The organism is Xanthomonas sp. WHRI 6108 (assembly GCF_040202385.2).
Taxonomy (GTDB): Bacteria; Pseudomonadota; Gammaproteobacteria; order Xanthomonadales; family Xanthomonadaceae; genus Xanthomonas; species Xanthomonas arboricola.
In genome coordinates, this window is record NZ_CP168198.1 from 368028 (window position 1) to 383114 (window position 15087).

Annotated in this window: 12 protein-coding genes; 9 read left to right on the plus strand and 3 right to left on the minus strand. The window is 66.7% G+C overall.

Going from position 1 to position 15087, the window contains the following annotated elements:
• Positions 1-9: 9 nt before the first annotated feature.
• The 5 genes from ABQ039_RS01565 to ABQ039_RS01585 all read left to right on the plus strand — a co-directional run bounded on the left by ABQ039_RS01565 (position 10) and on the right by ABQ039_RS01585 (position 4834).
• A complete protein-coding gene (locus tag ABQ039_RS01565) occupies positions 10-1128 on the plus strand; it encodes an NADH:flavin oxidoreductase/NADH oxidase (RefSeq protein ID WP_026064095.1) in 1119 nt (372 codons plus the stop codon).
• A gap of 36 nt (positions 1129-1164) precedes the next feature.
• Positions 1165-2040: an NAD(P)-dependent oxidoreductase gene (locus tag ABQ039_RS01570; protein ID WP_102250830.1), complete on the plus strand. Its 876-nt coding sequence runs from the start codon at positions 1165-1167 to the stop codon at positions 2038-2040.
• A gap of 214 nt (positions 2041-2254) precedes the next feature.
• The gene (locus ABQ039_RS01575) at positions 2255-2647 is read left to right on the plus strand and encodes an XVIPCD domain-containing protein (RefSeq protein ID WP_047126299.1); all 393 of its coding nucleotides are present in this window, start codon (positions 2255-2257) and stop codon (positions 2645-2647) included.
• A 68-nt stretch (positions 2648-2715) separates the two neighbouring features.
• The gene (purU, locus tag ABQ039_RS01580; RefSeq protein WP_016901474.1) at positions 2716-3567 is read left to right on the plus strand and encodes a formyltetrahydrofolate deformylase; all 852 of its coding nucleotides are present in this window, start codon (positions 2716-2718) and stop codon (positions 3565-3567) included.
• Positions 3568-3694: 127 nt separating this feature from the next.
• On the plus strand, positions 3695-4834 hold the full coding sequence (locus ABQ039_RS01585; protein WP_349778222.1) for an MFS transporter: 1140 nt from the start codon (positions 3695-3697) through the stop codon (positions 4832-4834).
• Between the two features lie 81 nt (positions 4835-4915).
• Here ABQ039_RS01585 and ABQ039_RS01590 read toward each other — a convergent pair whose 3' ends face one another.
• Together ABQ039_RS01590 and baeS are read right to left on the minus strand one after the other, a co-directional pair.
• Positions 4916-5623 carry a response regulator gene (locus tag ABQ039_RS01590; RefSeq protein ID WP_167708244.1) on the minus strand — a complete coding sequence of 236 codons (708 nt, stop codon included), beginning with the start codon at positions 5621-5623 and terminating at the stop codon, positions 4916-4918.
• Entirely contained in the window at positions 5623-7002 is a 1380-nt protein-coding gene (gene baeS / locus ABQ039_RS01595) for a sensor histidine kinase efflux regulator BaeS (RefSeq protein WP_102583162.1), read from the minus strand. The genes ABQ039_RS01590 and baeS overlap by 1 nt, the downstream gene beginning before the upstream one ends.
• A gap of 236 nt (positions 7003-7238) precedes the next feature.
• On the opposite strand from baeS, the gene ABQ039_RS01600 reads away from it, so the two are divergent.
• Genes ABQ039_RS01600 through ABQ039_RS01610 form a run of 3 tightly spaced genes read left to right on the plus strand, consistent with a single transcriptional unit; the run spans position 7239 to position 13126 of the window.
• Positions 7239-8513 carry an efflux RND transporter periplasmic adaptor subunit gene (locus ABQ039_RS01600; protein WP_349778221.1) on the plus strand — a complete coding sequence of 425 codons (1275 nt, stop codon included), beginning with the start codon at positions 7239-7241 and terminating at the stop codon, positions 8511-8513.
• Positions 8514-8522: 9 nt separating this feature from the next.
• Entirely contained in the window at positions 8523-11672 is a 3150-nt protein-coding gene (locus tag ABQ039_RS01605; RefSeq protein ID WP_184609894.1) for an efflux RND transporter permease subunit, read from the plus strand.
• Complete coding sequence (locus ABQ039_RS01610) at positions 11672-13126, plus strand: efflux transporter outer membrane subunit (RefSeq protein WP_184551313.1); 1455 nt, start codon at positions 11672-11674, stop codon at positions 13124-13126. Before ABQ039_RS01605 ends, ABQ039_RS01610 begins: the two co-directional genes overlap by 1 nt.
• A gap of 106 nt (positions 13127-13232) precedes the next feature.
• Here the strand turns inward: ABQ039_RS01610 and ABQ039_RS01615 are convergent, their stop codons facing one another.
• Positions 13233-14159, minus strand: coding sequence for an AraC family transcriptional regulator (locus tag ABQ039_RS01615; protein WP_349778323.1), 927 nt, complete (start codon positions 14157-14159; stop codon positions 13233-13235).
• A 98-nt stretch (positions 14160-14257) separates the two neighbouring features.
• Between ABQ039_RS01615 and ABQ039_RS01620 the strand changes: the two genes are divergently transcribed.
• Entirely contained in the window at positions 14258-15016 is a 759-nt protein-coding gene (locus tag ABQ039_RS01620) for an SDR family oxidoreductase (RefSeq protein ID WP_349778220.1), read from the plus strand.
• Positions 15017-15087 lie beyond the last annotated feature (71 nt).

Here is a 15087-nt window from a genome sequence, read left to right on the forward strand (position 1 = left end):
GGCATCCCCGTGTCATCTGTGGATGCCCCCTTGAGCCAGCTGTTCTCCCCCATCCGCTTCGGTCCGCTTGCGCTCGCCAACCGGATCGTCATCGCCCCGATGTGCCAGTACTCCGCACAGGACGGCCGCGCCAGCGACTGGCACCGCATCCATCTGGGCACCTTGTCGCAATCCGGTGCCGGCCTGCTGATCCTGGAAGCGGCCGCGGTGCAGCCGCAGGGGCGCATCTCCTACGCCGACCTCGGCTTGTACGACGATGCCACCGAGCAGGCGCTGGGCGAGGTGCTGGACTCGGTCCGGCGTTGGTCGCCGATGCCCATCGGCATCCAACTGGCGCATGCCGGACGCAAGGCCTCCACCGATCTGCCGTGGAACGGCGGCGAGGCCATCGCGCCGGATCACGCGCATGGCTGGCAGACCGTGTCCGCATCGGCACTGGCGTTCCGTGACGGTCAGCCGTTGCCGCAGGCACTGGACCAGGCCGGCATCGATGCGGTGGTGCAGGCCTTTGTCGATGCGGCACGGCGCGCCGAACGCCTGGGCCTGGCGCTGATCGAGCTGCATGCCGCGCATGGCTATCTGATGCATCAGTTCCTGTCGCCGCTGAGCAATCAGCGCAGCGATGCGTATGGCGGCTCGCTGGAAAACCGCATGCGGCTGACGCTGCGCATCTTCGACGCGGTGCGCGCGGCGGTGTCGGACAAGCTCGCCATCGGCGTGCGCATCTCCGCCACCGATTGGGTGGAGGGCGGTTGGGATCTCGAGCAGAGCATCGCCTTGTCCAAGGCGCTGGATGCGCGCGGTGCGCACTACATCCATGTCTCCAGCGGCGGGCTGGATCCGCGCCAGCAGATTCCGGTGCAGGCGGGCTATCAGATTCCGTTTGCGCAGCAGATCAAGGCGCAGGTCAGCACGCCGGTGATCGGCGTGGGCCTGATCACCGAGCCGGCGCAGGCCGAGGCGATCCTGCAGGACGGCCAGGCCGATGCGATCGCGCTGGCGCGCGGCATCCTGTACGACCCGCGCTGGCCGTGGCATGCCGCGGCCGCACTCGGCGCGTCGGTTACGCCCTCGCCGCAATACCTGCGCTGCGAGCCACGCGATGCGCGTGGCGTGTTCGCCAGCTGATCCATCCGATAGACGTCATAACAACAAGGACAACGCATGCCGATAGGATTTCTGGGCTTGGGGACGATGGGCCTGCCGATGGCGCACAACCTGCTGCGCGGCGGTTTTGAACTGCGTGTGTGGAATCGCTCGCCGGAGCGCGCGCAGTCGCTGCGCGAGGCCGGTGCCACGGTGGTGGATGCACCGCGCGACGCCGCGCACGGCCCGCTGCTGTTTTCGATGCTGGCCGACGACAACGCGGTGCGTGCCACCGTGCTGGAGCAAGGCGTGCTGGACGCGCTGCCGGCCGGCAGCGTGCACGTCAACATGGCCACCATCTCGGTGGCACTGGCGCACGAGCTGACCGCCCTGCATGCCGAACGCGGCGTGGCCTATGTGGCCGCACCGGTGCTCGGCCGGGTCGATGTGGCCGAAGCCGGCAAGCTCAACATTCTGGCCGCCGGCGACGAGGCGGCGCTGGCGCGCGTGCAGCCGATGTTCGATGTGCTCGGTCAACGCACCTGGGAGATCGGCCGCACCCCCGAGCAGGCCAATGCGGTCAAGCTGGCAGCCAACTTCTGCCTGGCCAGCGCGATCGGCGCCATGGCCGAAGCCAGCGCGCTGGCACGCGGCCACGGCGTGGATGCCACCCAGTTCCTGGGCATGCTCACCAGCACCTTGTTCGCCGCGCCCGCGTACCAGGGCTACGGCCGCCTGATCATGCAGCGCGAGTACCTGCCCGCCGGCTTCACCGCCACCCTGGGCCGCAAGGATGTGGATCTGGCGATCCAGGCCGGCGCCGACAAGCAGGTGCCGATGCCACTGGGCGAGTTGCTGCGCGCCGGCCTGGACGAGGCCATCGCGCATGGCGACGGCAACGCCGACTGGGCGGTGCTGGCAGAAGTGTCGGCGCGGCGGGCCGGGCAGGCCTGATCGCAACCCAGGCGCGCGCGTGGGTTCTGCGCAGCGTGCCTGGCCTTGCAGGTGACGCGCGATGCGTCTTGCTCACCTCAACATGCAGCAGACCTTCTAAAATGCCGGCTCGTGACAGCCGCCGCTCCAGGGAGGATGCGATGCGACACCTGCATATCACGCTCGGTTCGACCGAGCGCACACCGCGCGCAACGACCTGCGCCGGTGGGACACGATGACCGCCGTACCGGTCGTCGACCAGGGCCCGGTGGGCCCGGACCATCCCGAGCATCCGGACCACTATCTGTTCGCGCAGATCCGCGAAGCGGTGGCCGCGCTCGATGCCGAGTTGAACAAACCCACCGACGAGGCCAGCGTGCGCATGGCCGCGCGCCTGCTGCCGCTGGCCAAGCAACATGGCTTCGACCAGGTGGATCACGTGGTGCTCAGTCGGCACGTTGGCGAGGTGGGCGAGAACGTGTTTCTGGTGCGTGGCGAGCTCGCCGATCCGGCGCATCTGCGTGCGCACATCACCACCCAGGAAGCGATGGAGACCTCGGTGGAGGCATCGATGGCGCAACTGGACGAGATCAATCGGCGGCTGATGCTGCGCCTGCCGCCGCGCTGAGGCGCAGCGGAAAGTTACGGGCGCAAGCACTGCGCCCGCAGCCGGGCGCATTGGCTATCATTGCGCCGATGCGCTCCGACTACATCCTCACCCTGTCCTGCCCCGACCGCACCGGCATCGTCTATCGCGTGACCGGGCTGCTGTTTGATCTGGCCTGCAACATCCTCGACGCACAGCAGTTTGGCGACGACGAAAGTGGCCGCTTCTTCCTGCGCGTGCACTTCGACAAACCGCCGGGCACCGACATTGCCGGGCTGGAACGCCGCTTTGCGCAGCTGGCCGATGAATTCCAGATGGACTGGCAGCTGCACGATGCGCGCCGTCGCGCGCGGCTGCTGGTGCTGGTGAGCAAGCAGGGGCATTGCCTCAACGATCTGCTGTTCCGCATGCATAGCCGGCAATTGCCGGTGGATATCGCGGCGGTGGTGTCCAACCACGCCGACTTCGCGCCGCTGGCCGCCTCCTATGGCATCGCCTTCCACCATCTGCCGGTGAGCGCCGACACGCGCGCCGCGCAGGAAGCGCAGCTGCTTGCGCTGGTCGAGGCGCTGCAGATCGATCTGGTGGTGCTGGCGCGCTACATGCAGATTCTTTCGCCCGCGTTGTGCCGCGCATTGGCGGGGCGGGCGATCAATATCCATCACAGCTTCCTGCCCAGCTTCAAGGGCGCGCAGCCATATCACCAAGCGCACGCACGCGGGGTCAAGATCATCGGTGCCACCGCGCATTACGTCACCGAAGATCTGGACGAAGGCCCGATCATCGAACAGGACGTGGCGCGCGTGGATCACGCGATGACGCCGCGTGACCTGGTGCGGCTGGGCAGCGATACCGAATCACTGGTGCTTGCGCGTGCGGTGCGTCGCCATGTCGAGCATCGCATCGTGCTCAATGGCCATCGCACGGTGGTGTTTCGCTAGCAGCGTCGCATATCCCCACGGACGGTTGCAGCACGCGCAATGGAGCCGTGGTCAGGTCCGGCCAGCGAGCGCGCCGGCCTGGGCCACCGTCGCACTCTCCTCGCCGCTTCCTTCTGGAATTTTTTGCATGTCGCCTGTCTCCGGTTCCAACGCTCGCGCGCAACAGCACGCCACCCGCGCGGCGTTCTTCATTCCCGGCTTTGCTGCCGCGGTCTGGGCGGTGCTGGTGCCATTCGCCAAGGCCAGGACCGGCGTGGACGATGGCGCGCTTGGCCTGATCCTGCTGTGCCTGGGGGCAGGCTCGTTCCTGGCGATGCCGCTGGCCGGCGCGGTGTCGGCACGCTTCGGTTTCCGTGCGGTCATGGCGGTGACGTCGGCGCTGATCTGCCTCAGCCTGCCGTTGCTGGCGGTGGTCGCCGATCCGTGGTTGCTGGGCGCGGTACTGTTCGTGTTCGGCGCCGGCGTGGGCGCGATGGATTGCGCGATGAACATGCAGGCGGTGGTGGTCGAGCGCGATGCCGGGCGCGCGATGATGTCGGGATTCCATGCGTTTTTCAGCATCGGCGGGTTTGTCGGTGCCGGCGCGATGACCTTGCTGCTGTCGGCGCAGCTCTCCCCGTCGAGCGCGGCGGTTGCCGGGGTAATCGCCATGCTGCTTGTCGGCGCGCTGGCGGTACGCCACTGGCGGACCGAGCGCGTGGCGCAACAGGGGCCGTTGCTGGCGCTGCCCAGGGGCATCGTGTTGTTCATCGGCATCCTGGCGTTTGTGGTGTTCCTGGCCGAAGGCACCATTCTGGACTGGAGCTCGGTGTTCCTGGCCGATGTGCACCAGGTCGCCCCGAGCACCGCCGGCGTGGGCTATGTGGTGTTTGCATTGACCATGACGGTGACGCGCCTGCTGGGCGATGCGGTGGTGGAGCGCCTGGGGCGCATCCGCTCGATCGTGGTGGGCGCGCTGCTAGCCGGCGCGGGCTTCTGCGTGCTTACGCTGGTGAGCCCATGGCAGGCCTCGTTGGCCGGTTACGTATTGGTCGGCCTGGGCTGCGCCAATATCGTGCCGGCCCTGTTCTCGTTGGCCGGCAACCAGACGCGCATGCCGGAGAGCATCGCCATCACTGCGGTCACCACACTCGGCTATGCGGGCATCCTGGCCGGGCCGGCCATGATCGGTTTCGCCGCGCATGGCATCGGCCTGGTCGGCGCCTTGCTCGGTGTTGCGGTGCTGATGGTCGGTGTGGCGATGTCGACGCGTTGGTTGAAGGTGTGAGTGTTGGGAGTCGCGCGCCCGTGGTCGCTGGAGTATCGGGAGTGCGTCGCGCGCAGGCACGCTCCTACGAGGGGATATTGATTACGCTTCGGTGGCTAGATACTCGAAGCGATAGCCCACGCCGTACACCGAGCGCACCCATTCTTCGCCGCCCACCTCGGCCAGCTTGCGGCGCAGGTTCTTGATGTGGCTGTCCACAGTGCGATCGGTGACGATGCGGTGGTCCACATACACGTGGTCCATCAACTGTTCGCGCGAGTAGACACGCCCCGGCGCTGCGCACAACGTGCGCAGCAGGCGGAACTCGACCTGGGTCAGATCCAGGTCGCGCCCGGCCACGCTGGCGCGGCAGGCGGCCTCATCGATCAACAATCCATGCGTGGGCACCGCATTGGGATCGTGCCGGTGGCGGCGCAGCACCGCGCGCACCCGTGCAATCACCTCGCGCGGGCTGAACGGCTTGCAGATGTAGTCGTCGGCACCGATCTCCAGCCCGAGCAGGCGGTCGATCTCTTCGGCGCGCGCGGTCACCATGATCACCGGCACCGCGCCGAGGCTGCGCAGCTCGCGGCAGATGTCCATGCCATCGCGATTGGGCAGCATCAGGTCCAGCAGGACCAGATCCGGCGACTGCGCGCGAAACGCGGCAATCGCCTGCGCACCGTCGGCCACCCAATGATGCGAATAGCCGGCCGCGTGCAGATACTCGCCCAGCACCGCGGCCAGGCGCGGTTCGTCTTCGACAATCAGCACGTGCGCGTGCGGTGCTGCGGTGGTGGTGTCGTCCATCAGGCCTCCAGGGCCGGCAGTCGCAGCGTCACGCGCAGGCCGCCCAAGGGCGAAGCGGTGGCGTGGATCTCGCCGTCGTGCGCGCCGACGATATTGCGGCAGATCGCCAAGCCCAGCCCGCTGCCGCCGCTGGCGCGATTACGCGAGCCTTCCACGCGATAGAAGCGCTCGAACAGGCGATCGAGCTTGTCTGCCGGCACGCCGGGTGCGCTGTCTTCGATCACGATCTCCACCAGGTGCGCGCGCCGTGCGCACTGCACCCGCAACTGGCCGCCGGCATCGGTGTAGCGCAAGGCGTTTTCCAGCAGGTTGGACAGCAGCTGCTGCAGGCGACGCTCGTCGCCGTCGACATGCAACGGCGCAGTGATGCCGTGGGCCTGCAGCGTGAGCCCGGCTGCGGCAATGCGCGTGTGCATGCCGGCCAGTGTGGACTGCAGCACCACGCTCAGATCGATCGGCGCGCGCCGGTAGGCCAGCGCGCCGACATCGGTGAGCGACAGATCGTAGAGATCCTCGATCAGCTTGCCGAGCTGGCCGACCTCCTGGTGCAACGAGGTCAGCGAGTCCCGCGTCATCGGCCGGATGCCGTCCTGCAGCGCTTCCAGCTCGGCGCGCAGCACCGCCAGCGGCGTGCGCAACTCGTGCGAGACATCGGCCATGAAATCGCGACGCGCACGTTCGTTGTTGTCCAGTGCCTGCGCCAGCTGGTTGAAGTCGCGCGCGAGCTGGTCGAGCTCATCGCGCATGCGCGCCTCCAGTCGCGTGCCGTAGTCGCCGGCCGCCAGGCGATGGGTTGCCGCGGTCAGGCTGCGCACGCGCCGCAGCAAGGTGCGCGACAGCAGCCAGCCGAACAGCGCGGCCACCACGATGGACGCCGCGCCGACAGTCCACCACAGACGTTGCTGGGCCTGGTAGAAGCGCGCGTCGTTGGCGGTCAGCACCTTCTCGAAGGGCAGCATGCCCATCCAGCCCACCGTCTGCCCGTGCACCACGACCGGGCGCAGCGTGTCGGTGCGGCTGACATCGGGGTTGCCGATGATTACCCGGTAGTCGCGATCCAGCAGCGCGAAACGAAACACCGCGCCGGTCTGATCGGAGATCGGTGGTGCGCGTGGCGGCAGGTTCTGCGGCAGCTCCGGGCGCATCAGCACGAACCAGGCGTCGGGATTGTCGCGGATGAAGTTCCAGTCGCCGTGCTTGGCGTAGTCGGCCTGCACGCGCGGCAATACTTCCAGCATCCGCTCGATGCCCTGCTCGCTGAGATAGTCGAGAAACTGCTTCCTGAGCAACAGCTGCCCGGCCAGGCCATTGATCAGCAGCACTGCAATGCAGGCGCTGAGGATGGCGAGGAAGAGTTTGGCGGTGATTCCGAGTTTCATCGAGGCTGGGACAACCTTGTTGCGAATGAGGTCAGGCACGGGTGCTTGCTGCAGTCACGCCAGGTTGCAGCAGCGGCGCCTGCCGCTGCCGGTGTAGCGCGTGTCGTGCACAACCGTATTGGGACTTCATTAAACCCCGAAAGCAAGCGCCTGCTGTCTGCCGATGCAAATCTTCAAATTTGCTCCATATTCGCAGCGTAGCGTGCGCATCCTCCGATCACTCCCGAGTGCGCCGTATGCGTTGCGTTGCTTCCTCCCGTTCTGCCGTGGTGCCGCGTCAGTGGCTGCTGGCCGCCATGATCACCATCGCACTGGCGGCGTGTTCGCCTGCGCAAGCGCCGCAGCAGCGGCAAGTGGAAGTGGGCGTGCAACGCGTGGACGTGCAGCGCCTGGCGCTGGACCAGACGCTGCCCGGGCGCACCGTGGCCTATCAAAGCGCGCAGGTGCGCCCGCAAGTGGGCGGCATCCTGCGCAAGCGGCTGTTTACCGAAGGCGAGCAGGTGCAGGCCGGGCAGGTGCTGTACCAGATCGAGCCGGCGCCGTTCCAGGCCGCGTACGCGTCCGCGCAAGGCGAACTGGCGCAGGCCGAAGCGGCGGTGCTGTCGGCCAGGCCCAAGGCGCAGCGGTATCAGACGCTGGTCAAGCTGGATGCGGTCAGCCAGCAGGACGGCGACGACGCCACCGCCACCTTGCGCCAGAACGAAGCCGCAGTCACCGCGGCCAGGGCGGCGTTGCAGACCGCAAAGCTCAATCTGGAATTCACCCGCATCACCGCGCCGATCAGCGGCCGTATCGGCACTTCGAGCTTTACCCCGGGCGCACTGGTCACCGCCGACCAGACCGATGTGCTCACCACCATCAACCAGCTCGACCCGATCTATGTGGATGTCAGCCAGTCCAGCGCGCAGCTACTGCAGCTGCGGCGCAAGCTCGATGCCGGCCAGCTCAAGGCGGTCGATGGCAAGGCCGAGGTCAAGCTGTTGCTGGAAGACGGCACTGCCTACGCGCGCACCGGCACGCTGGAAGTGGTGGATACCGCGGTGGATGCCACCACCGGCACGGTGAAGCTGCGTGCGGTGATTCCGAACCCCGACCATCTGCTGCTGCCCGGCATGTACGTCAAGGCGGTGCTGTCGATGGCGGTCAACGAGCAGGCGATCCTGGTGCCGCAACAGGCCGTCACCCGCAACAGCAAGGGCGAGGCGGTGGCGATGGTGGTCGGCGCCGATGGCAAGGTGGCGCAGCGCGTGCTCAAGACCGGCGATGCGGTGGGCGATCGCTGGGTGGTCAGCGAAGGGCTGTCTGCGGGCGAGAGCGTGATCGTGCAGGGCCTGCAGAAGATCCAGGTCGGCATGCCGGTGAAGACGCGCGAGGTGAGCGCCACTGCGGCCGCGTCTGCAGCGGCGCCAAGTGCAGCCGCTGCAGGCAGACCGAGCGCACCCGCCGCCGCTGCGCGTACGGCCACGCCGACGCCTGCAGCGCCGGCCAGCGCCACGCCCAAGGCCGACTGAGGAACTCCCATGGCTCGTTTCTTCATCGACCGTCCCATCTTCGCGTGGGTCATCGCCATCGTCATCACGCTGGCCGGCGCGATCTCGATCTTCTCGCTGCCGCTGGAGCAATACCCGGACATCGCACCGCCCTCGGTGACGGTCAGTGCGACCTATACCGGCGCCTCCGCAGAGACCGTGCAGAACTCGGTCACCCAGATCCTCGAACAGCAGATGACAGGCCTGGACAATCTGCTCTACATGTCCTCCAGCAGCAGCTCGGCGGGCACCGCGCAACTCACGCTGACCTTCGAGTCCGGCACCGACCCGGACACCGCGCAGGTGCAGGTGCAGAACAAGGTGTCGCAAGGCGAGGCGCTGCTGCCCGACGAGGTCAAGACCAACGGCGTGACCGTGACCAAGTCGGCCAGCGGCAGCATGTTCATGGTGCTGGCCTTCACTTCCGAAGACGGCAGCATGGACAGCACCGACATCGGCGACTACATGGTGTCCTCGTTGCAGGACCCGATCAGCCGCCTCAACGGCATCGGCAGCGTCAACGTGTTCGGTGCCGAGTACGCGATGCGCGTCTGGCTGGATCCGGAGAAACTGCACACCTACGCATTGATGCCCTCGGATGTCAGCAGCGCGATCGCCGCGCAGAACGCCGATGTCTCGTCCGGCGCGCTGGGTGGATTGCCGGCGCTGCAGGGCCAGCAGTTGAATGCCACGGTGACCTCGCGCAGCAAGCTGCGCACACCGGCGCAGTTCGAGAACATCGTGCTCAAGTCCGATGCCGGCGGCGCCACCGTGTACCTGCGCGATGTCGCGCGGGTGGAGCTGGGCTCGGAATCCTACGGCTCCAGTTCCAAGTTCAACGGCAAGGCCGCCTCGGGCATGGGCCTGCAGCTGGCGACCGGTGCCAATGCGCTGGACGCAGCCAAGCTGGTGGAAGCCAAGCTGGATGCGCTCAAGCCGTACTTCCCGGCCGGCCTGAAGTACGAGGTCGCCTACGACACCACACCGTTCGTGCGCATCTCCATCGAGGAAGTGGTCAAGACCCTGATCGAAGCGATCGTGCTGGTGGTCGTGGTGATGTACCTGTTCCTGCAGAACTGGCGTGCCACGCTGGTGCCGGTGATTGCGGTGCCGGTGGTGCTGATGGGCACCTTCGGGGTGTTGTCGCTGCTGGGCTTTTCGATCAACACGCTGACCATGTTCGCGATGGTGCTGGCGATCGGCCTGCTGGTGGACGATGCCATCGTGGTGGTGGAAAACGTCGAGCGCCTGATGGCCGAGCAGGGCATGTCGCCGCGCGAGGCCACGCACACCTCGATGGGCCAGATCACCGGCGCCCTGGTCGGCATCGCGCTGGTGCTCACCGCGGTGTTTCTGCCGATGGCCTTCTTCGGCGGTGCCACCGGCGAGATCTATCGGCAGTTCTCGGTGACCATTGCCGCGGCGATGATCCTGTCGCTGGTGGTCGCGCTGACCCTGAGTCCGGCGCTGTGCGCCACCTTGCTCAAGCCCATCGACAAGGGCGGCCATGTCTCGCGCAAGGGCGCGCTGGGCACCTTCTTCACCTGGTTCAACACCCGCTTCGATCGCGGTACCGAACGCTACGGGCGTGGCGTGGAGCGCGTGGTCGGCCATCGCAAGCTCGGCTCGCTGGTCTACGCGCTGTTGCTGGTGGTGCTTGGTCTGCTGTTCTGGCGGTTGCCCAGCGCGTTCCTGCCCGAGGAAGACCAGGGCATGCTGATGGTGATGTTCAGTGCGCCGGCCGGTGCCACCCAGCAACGCACCCAGCAGTCGATCGACCAGGCCACCGCGTTCATCCTCAAGCAGCCGGAAGTGCAGGGCATCATGACCATCTCCGGCTTCAGCCTGGCCGGCAGCAGCCAGAACTCGGGCATGGGCTTTATCCGCCTGAAGGACTGGGCCGACCGCGAGGGTTCGGCGCAGGAGGTGGCCCAGCGCATCACCGGCGCGATGATGATGACGCTGCCCGACGCGCAGGTGTTTGCATTGACGCCGCCGGCCATCAACGGGCTGGGCACCAGTTCCGGTTTCACCCTGCAGCTGCAGGATGCCGCCGGCAACGGCCACGAGGCGCTGGTGGAAGCACGCAAGCAGTTGCTGCAGCTGGCCAACGGCAATCAGAACCTGACGGCGGTGCGCTTCAACGGCCTGGACGATGCGCCGACCTACCGCGTGCAGATCGACGATGCCAAGGCCGGCGCGCTGGGCGTGGCCGCAGCCGACATCAACACCACGCTCTCCACGGTGATGGGCGGGCGCTACGTCAACGACTTCCTCAACAACAACCGGGTCAAGCGCGTGTACGTGCAGGGCGAAGCGTCCGCACGCATGCTGCCCGGCGATATCGACCGCTGGTACGTGCGCAACAGCGACGCTGCCATGGTGCCGTTCTCGGCGTTCGCCAGCAGCGCCTGGGCGTATGCGCCGCAGGTGTTGACCCGCTTCAACGGCAGCGAATCGATGGAGATCACCGGCAGCGCTGCATCCGGCATCAGCTCGGGCGATGCGATGACCGCGGTCGCCGGCGAAGTGGACGGCATGGGCAAGGGCGTGGGCTACGCCTGGTCGGGCATGTCGTATCAGGAGCAGGCGGCCGGCACCCAGACCTGGATGTTGTATGCGGTGTCGCTGGTGTTCGTGTTCCTGTGCCTGGCCGCGTTGTACGAGAGCTGGTCGATCCCGATCTCGGTGATGCTGGCGGTGCCGGTGGGCATCGTCGGCGCGCTGCTGGCGACCTGGATGCGCGGGCTGTCCAATGACATCTATTTCCAGGTCGGCCTGCTGGCAACGATGGGCCTGGCCGCCAAGAACGGCATCCTGATCGTGGAGTTCGCCAAGGAGCTGGAAGAGAAAGGCCAGCCCTTGATCGAGGCCACCCTGCACGCCGCACGCATGCGCCTGCGCCCGATCCTGATGACCTCGCTGGCCTTCATGCTCGGCGTGCTGCCGATGGTGATCAGCAGCGGCGCCGGCTCCGGCGGACGCCATTCGCTGGGCACCGGCGTGCTCGGCGGCACGCTGGCCTCCACCGTGCTGGGCATCTTCTTCGTACCGTTGTTCTACGTGATGGTGCGCAGCCTGTTTCCCGGCAAGGCTGCCACGTACTCCCCCGTCGTTTCCACCTCCGAGGTGACTCCATGATGCGCACGACATCCCTCAGCCTGGCGGTGGCCTGTGCCATCGCATTGAGCGGCTGCGTCAGCATGGCGCCGCAATATGCGCGCCCGGATGCGCCGGTGCCCGGCATGGTCGGCGACACCGGCAGCCCGCCCCACGGCGACAGCGCCGATGGCCGCACTACCGCTGCGGCTGGGCTGGACTGGCGGCAGGTGCTGGTCGATGCGCGCCTGCAACAGGTGGTCGCACTGGCGCTGGACAACAACCGCGATCTGCGTGTGGCCGTGCTCAATATCGAGCAGGCACGTGCGCAGTACCGCATCCAGCGTGCGGACCTGTTTCCCGCGGTGGACGCCAGCGTCTCGCACACGGCGCAACGTGCCGCGGCCGCGACCAGTTTCACCGGCGCGCCGCAGATCATCCGCAGCGCCACCGGGCAGGTGGGCATCAGCAGCTGGGAGCTGGACCTGTTCGGGCGCATCCGCAGCCTCAAGAACGAAGCGCTGGAGACCTATCTGGCCAGCGAGCAGACCCAGCGCAGCACCCGCCTGAGCCTGGTGGCCGAAGTGGCCAGCGACTGGCTCACCGTGGCCGCCGATCAGCAGCGGCTGGCACTTGCCCAGCAGACCCTGGAGAGCCAGCGCAAGACGCTGCGCCTGACCGAATTGCAGCACGACAACGGCATCGTCTCCGGGCTGGATCTGGCGCAGATCCAGACCAGCGTGGAAAGCGCGCGCGCCGATGTCGCCAGCTTCACCACACAGCTGGCGCAGTCGCGCAATGCGTTGAACCTGGTCGTGGGCACGTCGGTACCGGCGGCGTTGTTGCCGGCTGCCGATGCGATCGAGAGTGGCGTGGCATTGGCACCGTTGCCGGCGCAGCTGGAATCGCGCGTGCTGTTGCAGCGCCCGGACGTATTGTCGGCCGAGCACACGCTCAAGGCCGCCAACGCCGACATCGGCGCGGCGCGTGCGGCGTTCTTCCCCACCATCTCGCTGACCGGCAATGTCGGGCGCGGCAGCGATGCCTTGTCCAGCCTGTTCGATGGCGACCACACCTGGTCGTTCACGCCCAGCGTGAGCCTGCCGATCTTCCGCGCCGGCGCCCTGAAGGCCGAACTGGATGTGGCCAAGCTGCAGAAGGACATCACCATCGCCCAATACGAACTGGCGATCCAGACCGCCTTCAGCGAAGTGGCCGACGCGCTGGCCGAGCGCACCCAGCTGGACGAACGCATGGACGCGCAGCGCGCCCTGGTGGATGCGGCACAACGCGGTTTCACCCTGTCGGATGCGCGCTACCGCAACGGCGTGGACAGCTATCTGGTGGCACTGGACGCGCAGCGCTCGCTCTACAGCGCACAGCAGACCTTGATCAGCCTGCGGCTGACCGAAGCAAGCAACCGGGTGACCTTGTACAAGGTGCTCGGCGGCGGCGCCGATGCGCAATCGCAACCGCCACCGGTAGCGCAACAGTAGTCATGCATCGATGCGCCAGTGCGAGGGCACTTGCCTGCAGTTGCAGCTGTTTCTCACTGCAGCTGCAGGCGGCACTGCGCGCTCGGGTCTGGCACACCTGATGCCGTTACAAAGCGTCTGCAGACATTGCAGGCGCTGCAGCACGCTCGCGCGCGTACTGCGATGGTGGGCTGCCGGTATGGCGGGTGAAGGCAACGCTGAAACTGCTTGCCGAGCCATACCCCACACGCTGCGCGGCTTGCGCTACGCCAAGCCCTTGTTCTGACAGAAGCGTCTTTGCCAGCGCCATGCGCCATGCCAGCAGATATTCCATCGGCGCCATGCCCATTGCCCGGTTGAAGCGCGCAAAGAACGATGATCTCGACAGCGCCGCTTCCTTGGCCAATGCATCGACCGTCCACGCATGCGCCGGTGCACCGTGCAGTGCACGCATTGCCGCCGCCAGCCGCGCGTCGGATAACGCGCGCACCAGTCCTGGCGTCGTGTCGCTCGCTGTCAGCGAGCGTAATGCTTCAATCAACAGCACCTCCAACAGCCGCGCAAGCACCACCTCGCGTGCGGGCCGGGTTGCACGTGCCTCTTCGCCAACCAGAGTCACCAGCGTGGTAAGTCGCGGCTCGCTGCGCAGATGCACCAGCCGGGGCAGCAGCGACACCAGTAGCGCGGCATCGGGCGAGCCGAAGCTGCAATGCCCAATCACGATGCGAAGATCCGCCGGGCCGTCCTGCGCGCCGATACGGAAAGTGCCATCGCCCATGTTGGTCGGCACCGTGTGGGCCTGCCCGGTCGACGCCTGCAGGCTGGAGAGCGTGACGGCCAGCATGGCCGGTGCCAGCACGAAGTCGCCTGCTTCAAGAACACGCGCCTCGCCATCTTCGAGCGTCAGCCGGCACGTCCCTTCGATCACTGCGCAATAAAACGGGCCTGGCGCATCGGAGCGGTGTGCCGACCACGCACCGGCGCCCACGACAAGCTTGGAAAACCGTGCCGCCGGCCTGAGCAGCAGGACAACCTCGGTAAGCGGGTCGGGCAGCATTGGACTCTCGCAAATGAATTAAGCACTTTAGAATATCGCAAGTACGACGTTCGACGCCTAACGTACATCCCTCACAACATCACCGAGGGCGCTTCATGCAAACCGTACTCATCACTGGTTGCTCATCCGGCTTTGGCTTGGCGACCGCCAATTACTTCCTAGAGCGCGACTGGAATGTGGTCGCCACCATGCGCACTCCACGCGAAGACCTGTTTCCTGCGTCGCCACGAATGAGGGTGTTGCAGCTCGATGTCACCGATGCCGCGAGCATCCAGGCCGCGATCGCTGCGGCCGGCACGGTCGACGTTCTCGTCAACAATGCAGGCTCCGGTGCGCCCGCGCCGCTGGAACTGGCAAGCCTGCAGTCGGTGCGTGATCTGTTCGAGACCAATACCTTCGGCACGCTTGCGGTAACCCAGGCGGTCTTGCCGCAGATGCGTGCGCGCCACGCCGGGGTCATCGTCAACGTGTCGTCGAGCGCAACGCTCAAACCCCTCCCACTGATCGGTGCCTACCGCGCAGCCAAGGCCGCGGTGAATGCGCTGAGCGAATCGCTGGCCGCCGAGCTGGAGGACTTCGGTATCCGCGTGCGCATCGTCTCGCCGGGCTCGTGCAGGGAGACGGAATTTCGTGCCAATGCCCGCGCGGGTCTTCGCGGTCTTGATGACGAGGTCTATGGAACGTTTATGCAACAGACGATGGCGCGCATGAGCGCATCCGCCGGCCCCGAAACGCAGTCGATCGATGTCGCGCAGGCCATCTGGCGCGCAGCCACCGATCCGGCCGCGCCGATGTTTATTCCTGCAGGCGCGGATGCAGAACTGTGGGCTTCCGAAGCGGCTTGGAGTGGCTAGTAAAACCTTTCGACCGCTGTACCGAAATCAAAAGCTGAGTCGGTCGAGTGCGCGGTGCCCTCACCGCTTGC

What these genes read in the sequence shown, in the direction of transcription:
- ABQ039_RS01610 (WP_184551313.1), top strand. Translation starts at nt 11,672, where the DNA reads ATGCGCACGACATCCCTCAGCCTGGCGGTGGCCTGTGCCATCGCATTG.
- ABQ039_RS01605 (WP_184609894.1), top strand. Translation starts at nt 8,523, where the DNA reads ATGGCTCGTTTCTTCATCGACCGTCCCATCTTCGCGTGGGTCATCGCC.
- purU (WP_016901474.1), top strand. Translation starts at nt 2,716, where the DNA reads ATGCGCTCCGACTACATCCTCACCCTGTCCTGCCCCGACCGCACCGGC.
- ABQ039_RS01590 (WP_167708244.1), bottom strand. Translation starts at nt 5,623, where the DNA reads ATGGACGACACCACCACCGCAGCACCGCACGCGCACGTGCTGATTGTC.
- ABQ039_RS01620 (WP_349778220.1), top strand. Translation starts at nt 14,258, where the DNA reads ATGCAAACCGTACTCATCACTGGTTGCTCATCCGGCTTTGGCTTGGCG.
- ABQ039_RS01575 (WP_047126299.1), top strand. Translation starts at nt 2,255, where the DNA reads ATGACCGCCGTACCGGTCGTCGACCAGGGCCCGGTGGGCCCGGACCAT.
- ABQ039_RS01570 (WP_102250830.1), top strand. Translation starts at nt 1,165, where the DNA reads ATGCCGATAGGATTTCTGGGCTTGGGGACGATGGGCCTGCCGATGGCG.
- ABQ039_RS01585 (WP_349778222.1), top strand. Translation starts at nt 3,695, where the DNA reads ATGTCGCCTGTCTCCGGTTCCAACGCTCGCGCGCAACAGCACGCCACC.
- baeS (WP_102583162.1), bottom strand. Translation starts at nt 7,002, where the DNA reads ATGAAACTCGGAATCACCGCCAAACTCTTCCTCGCCATCCTCAGCGCC.
- ABQ039_RS01600 (WP_349778221.1), top strand. Translation starts at nt 7,239, where the DNA reads ATGCGTTGCGTTGCTTCCTCCCGTTCTGCCGTGGTGCCGCGTCAGTGG.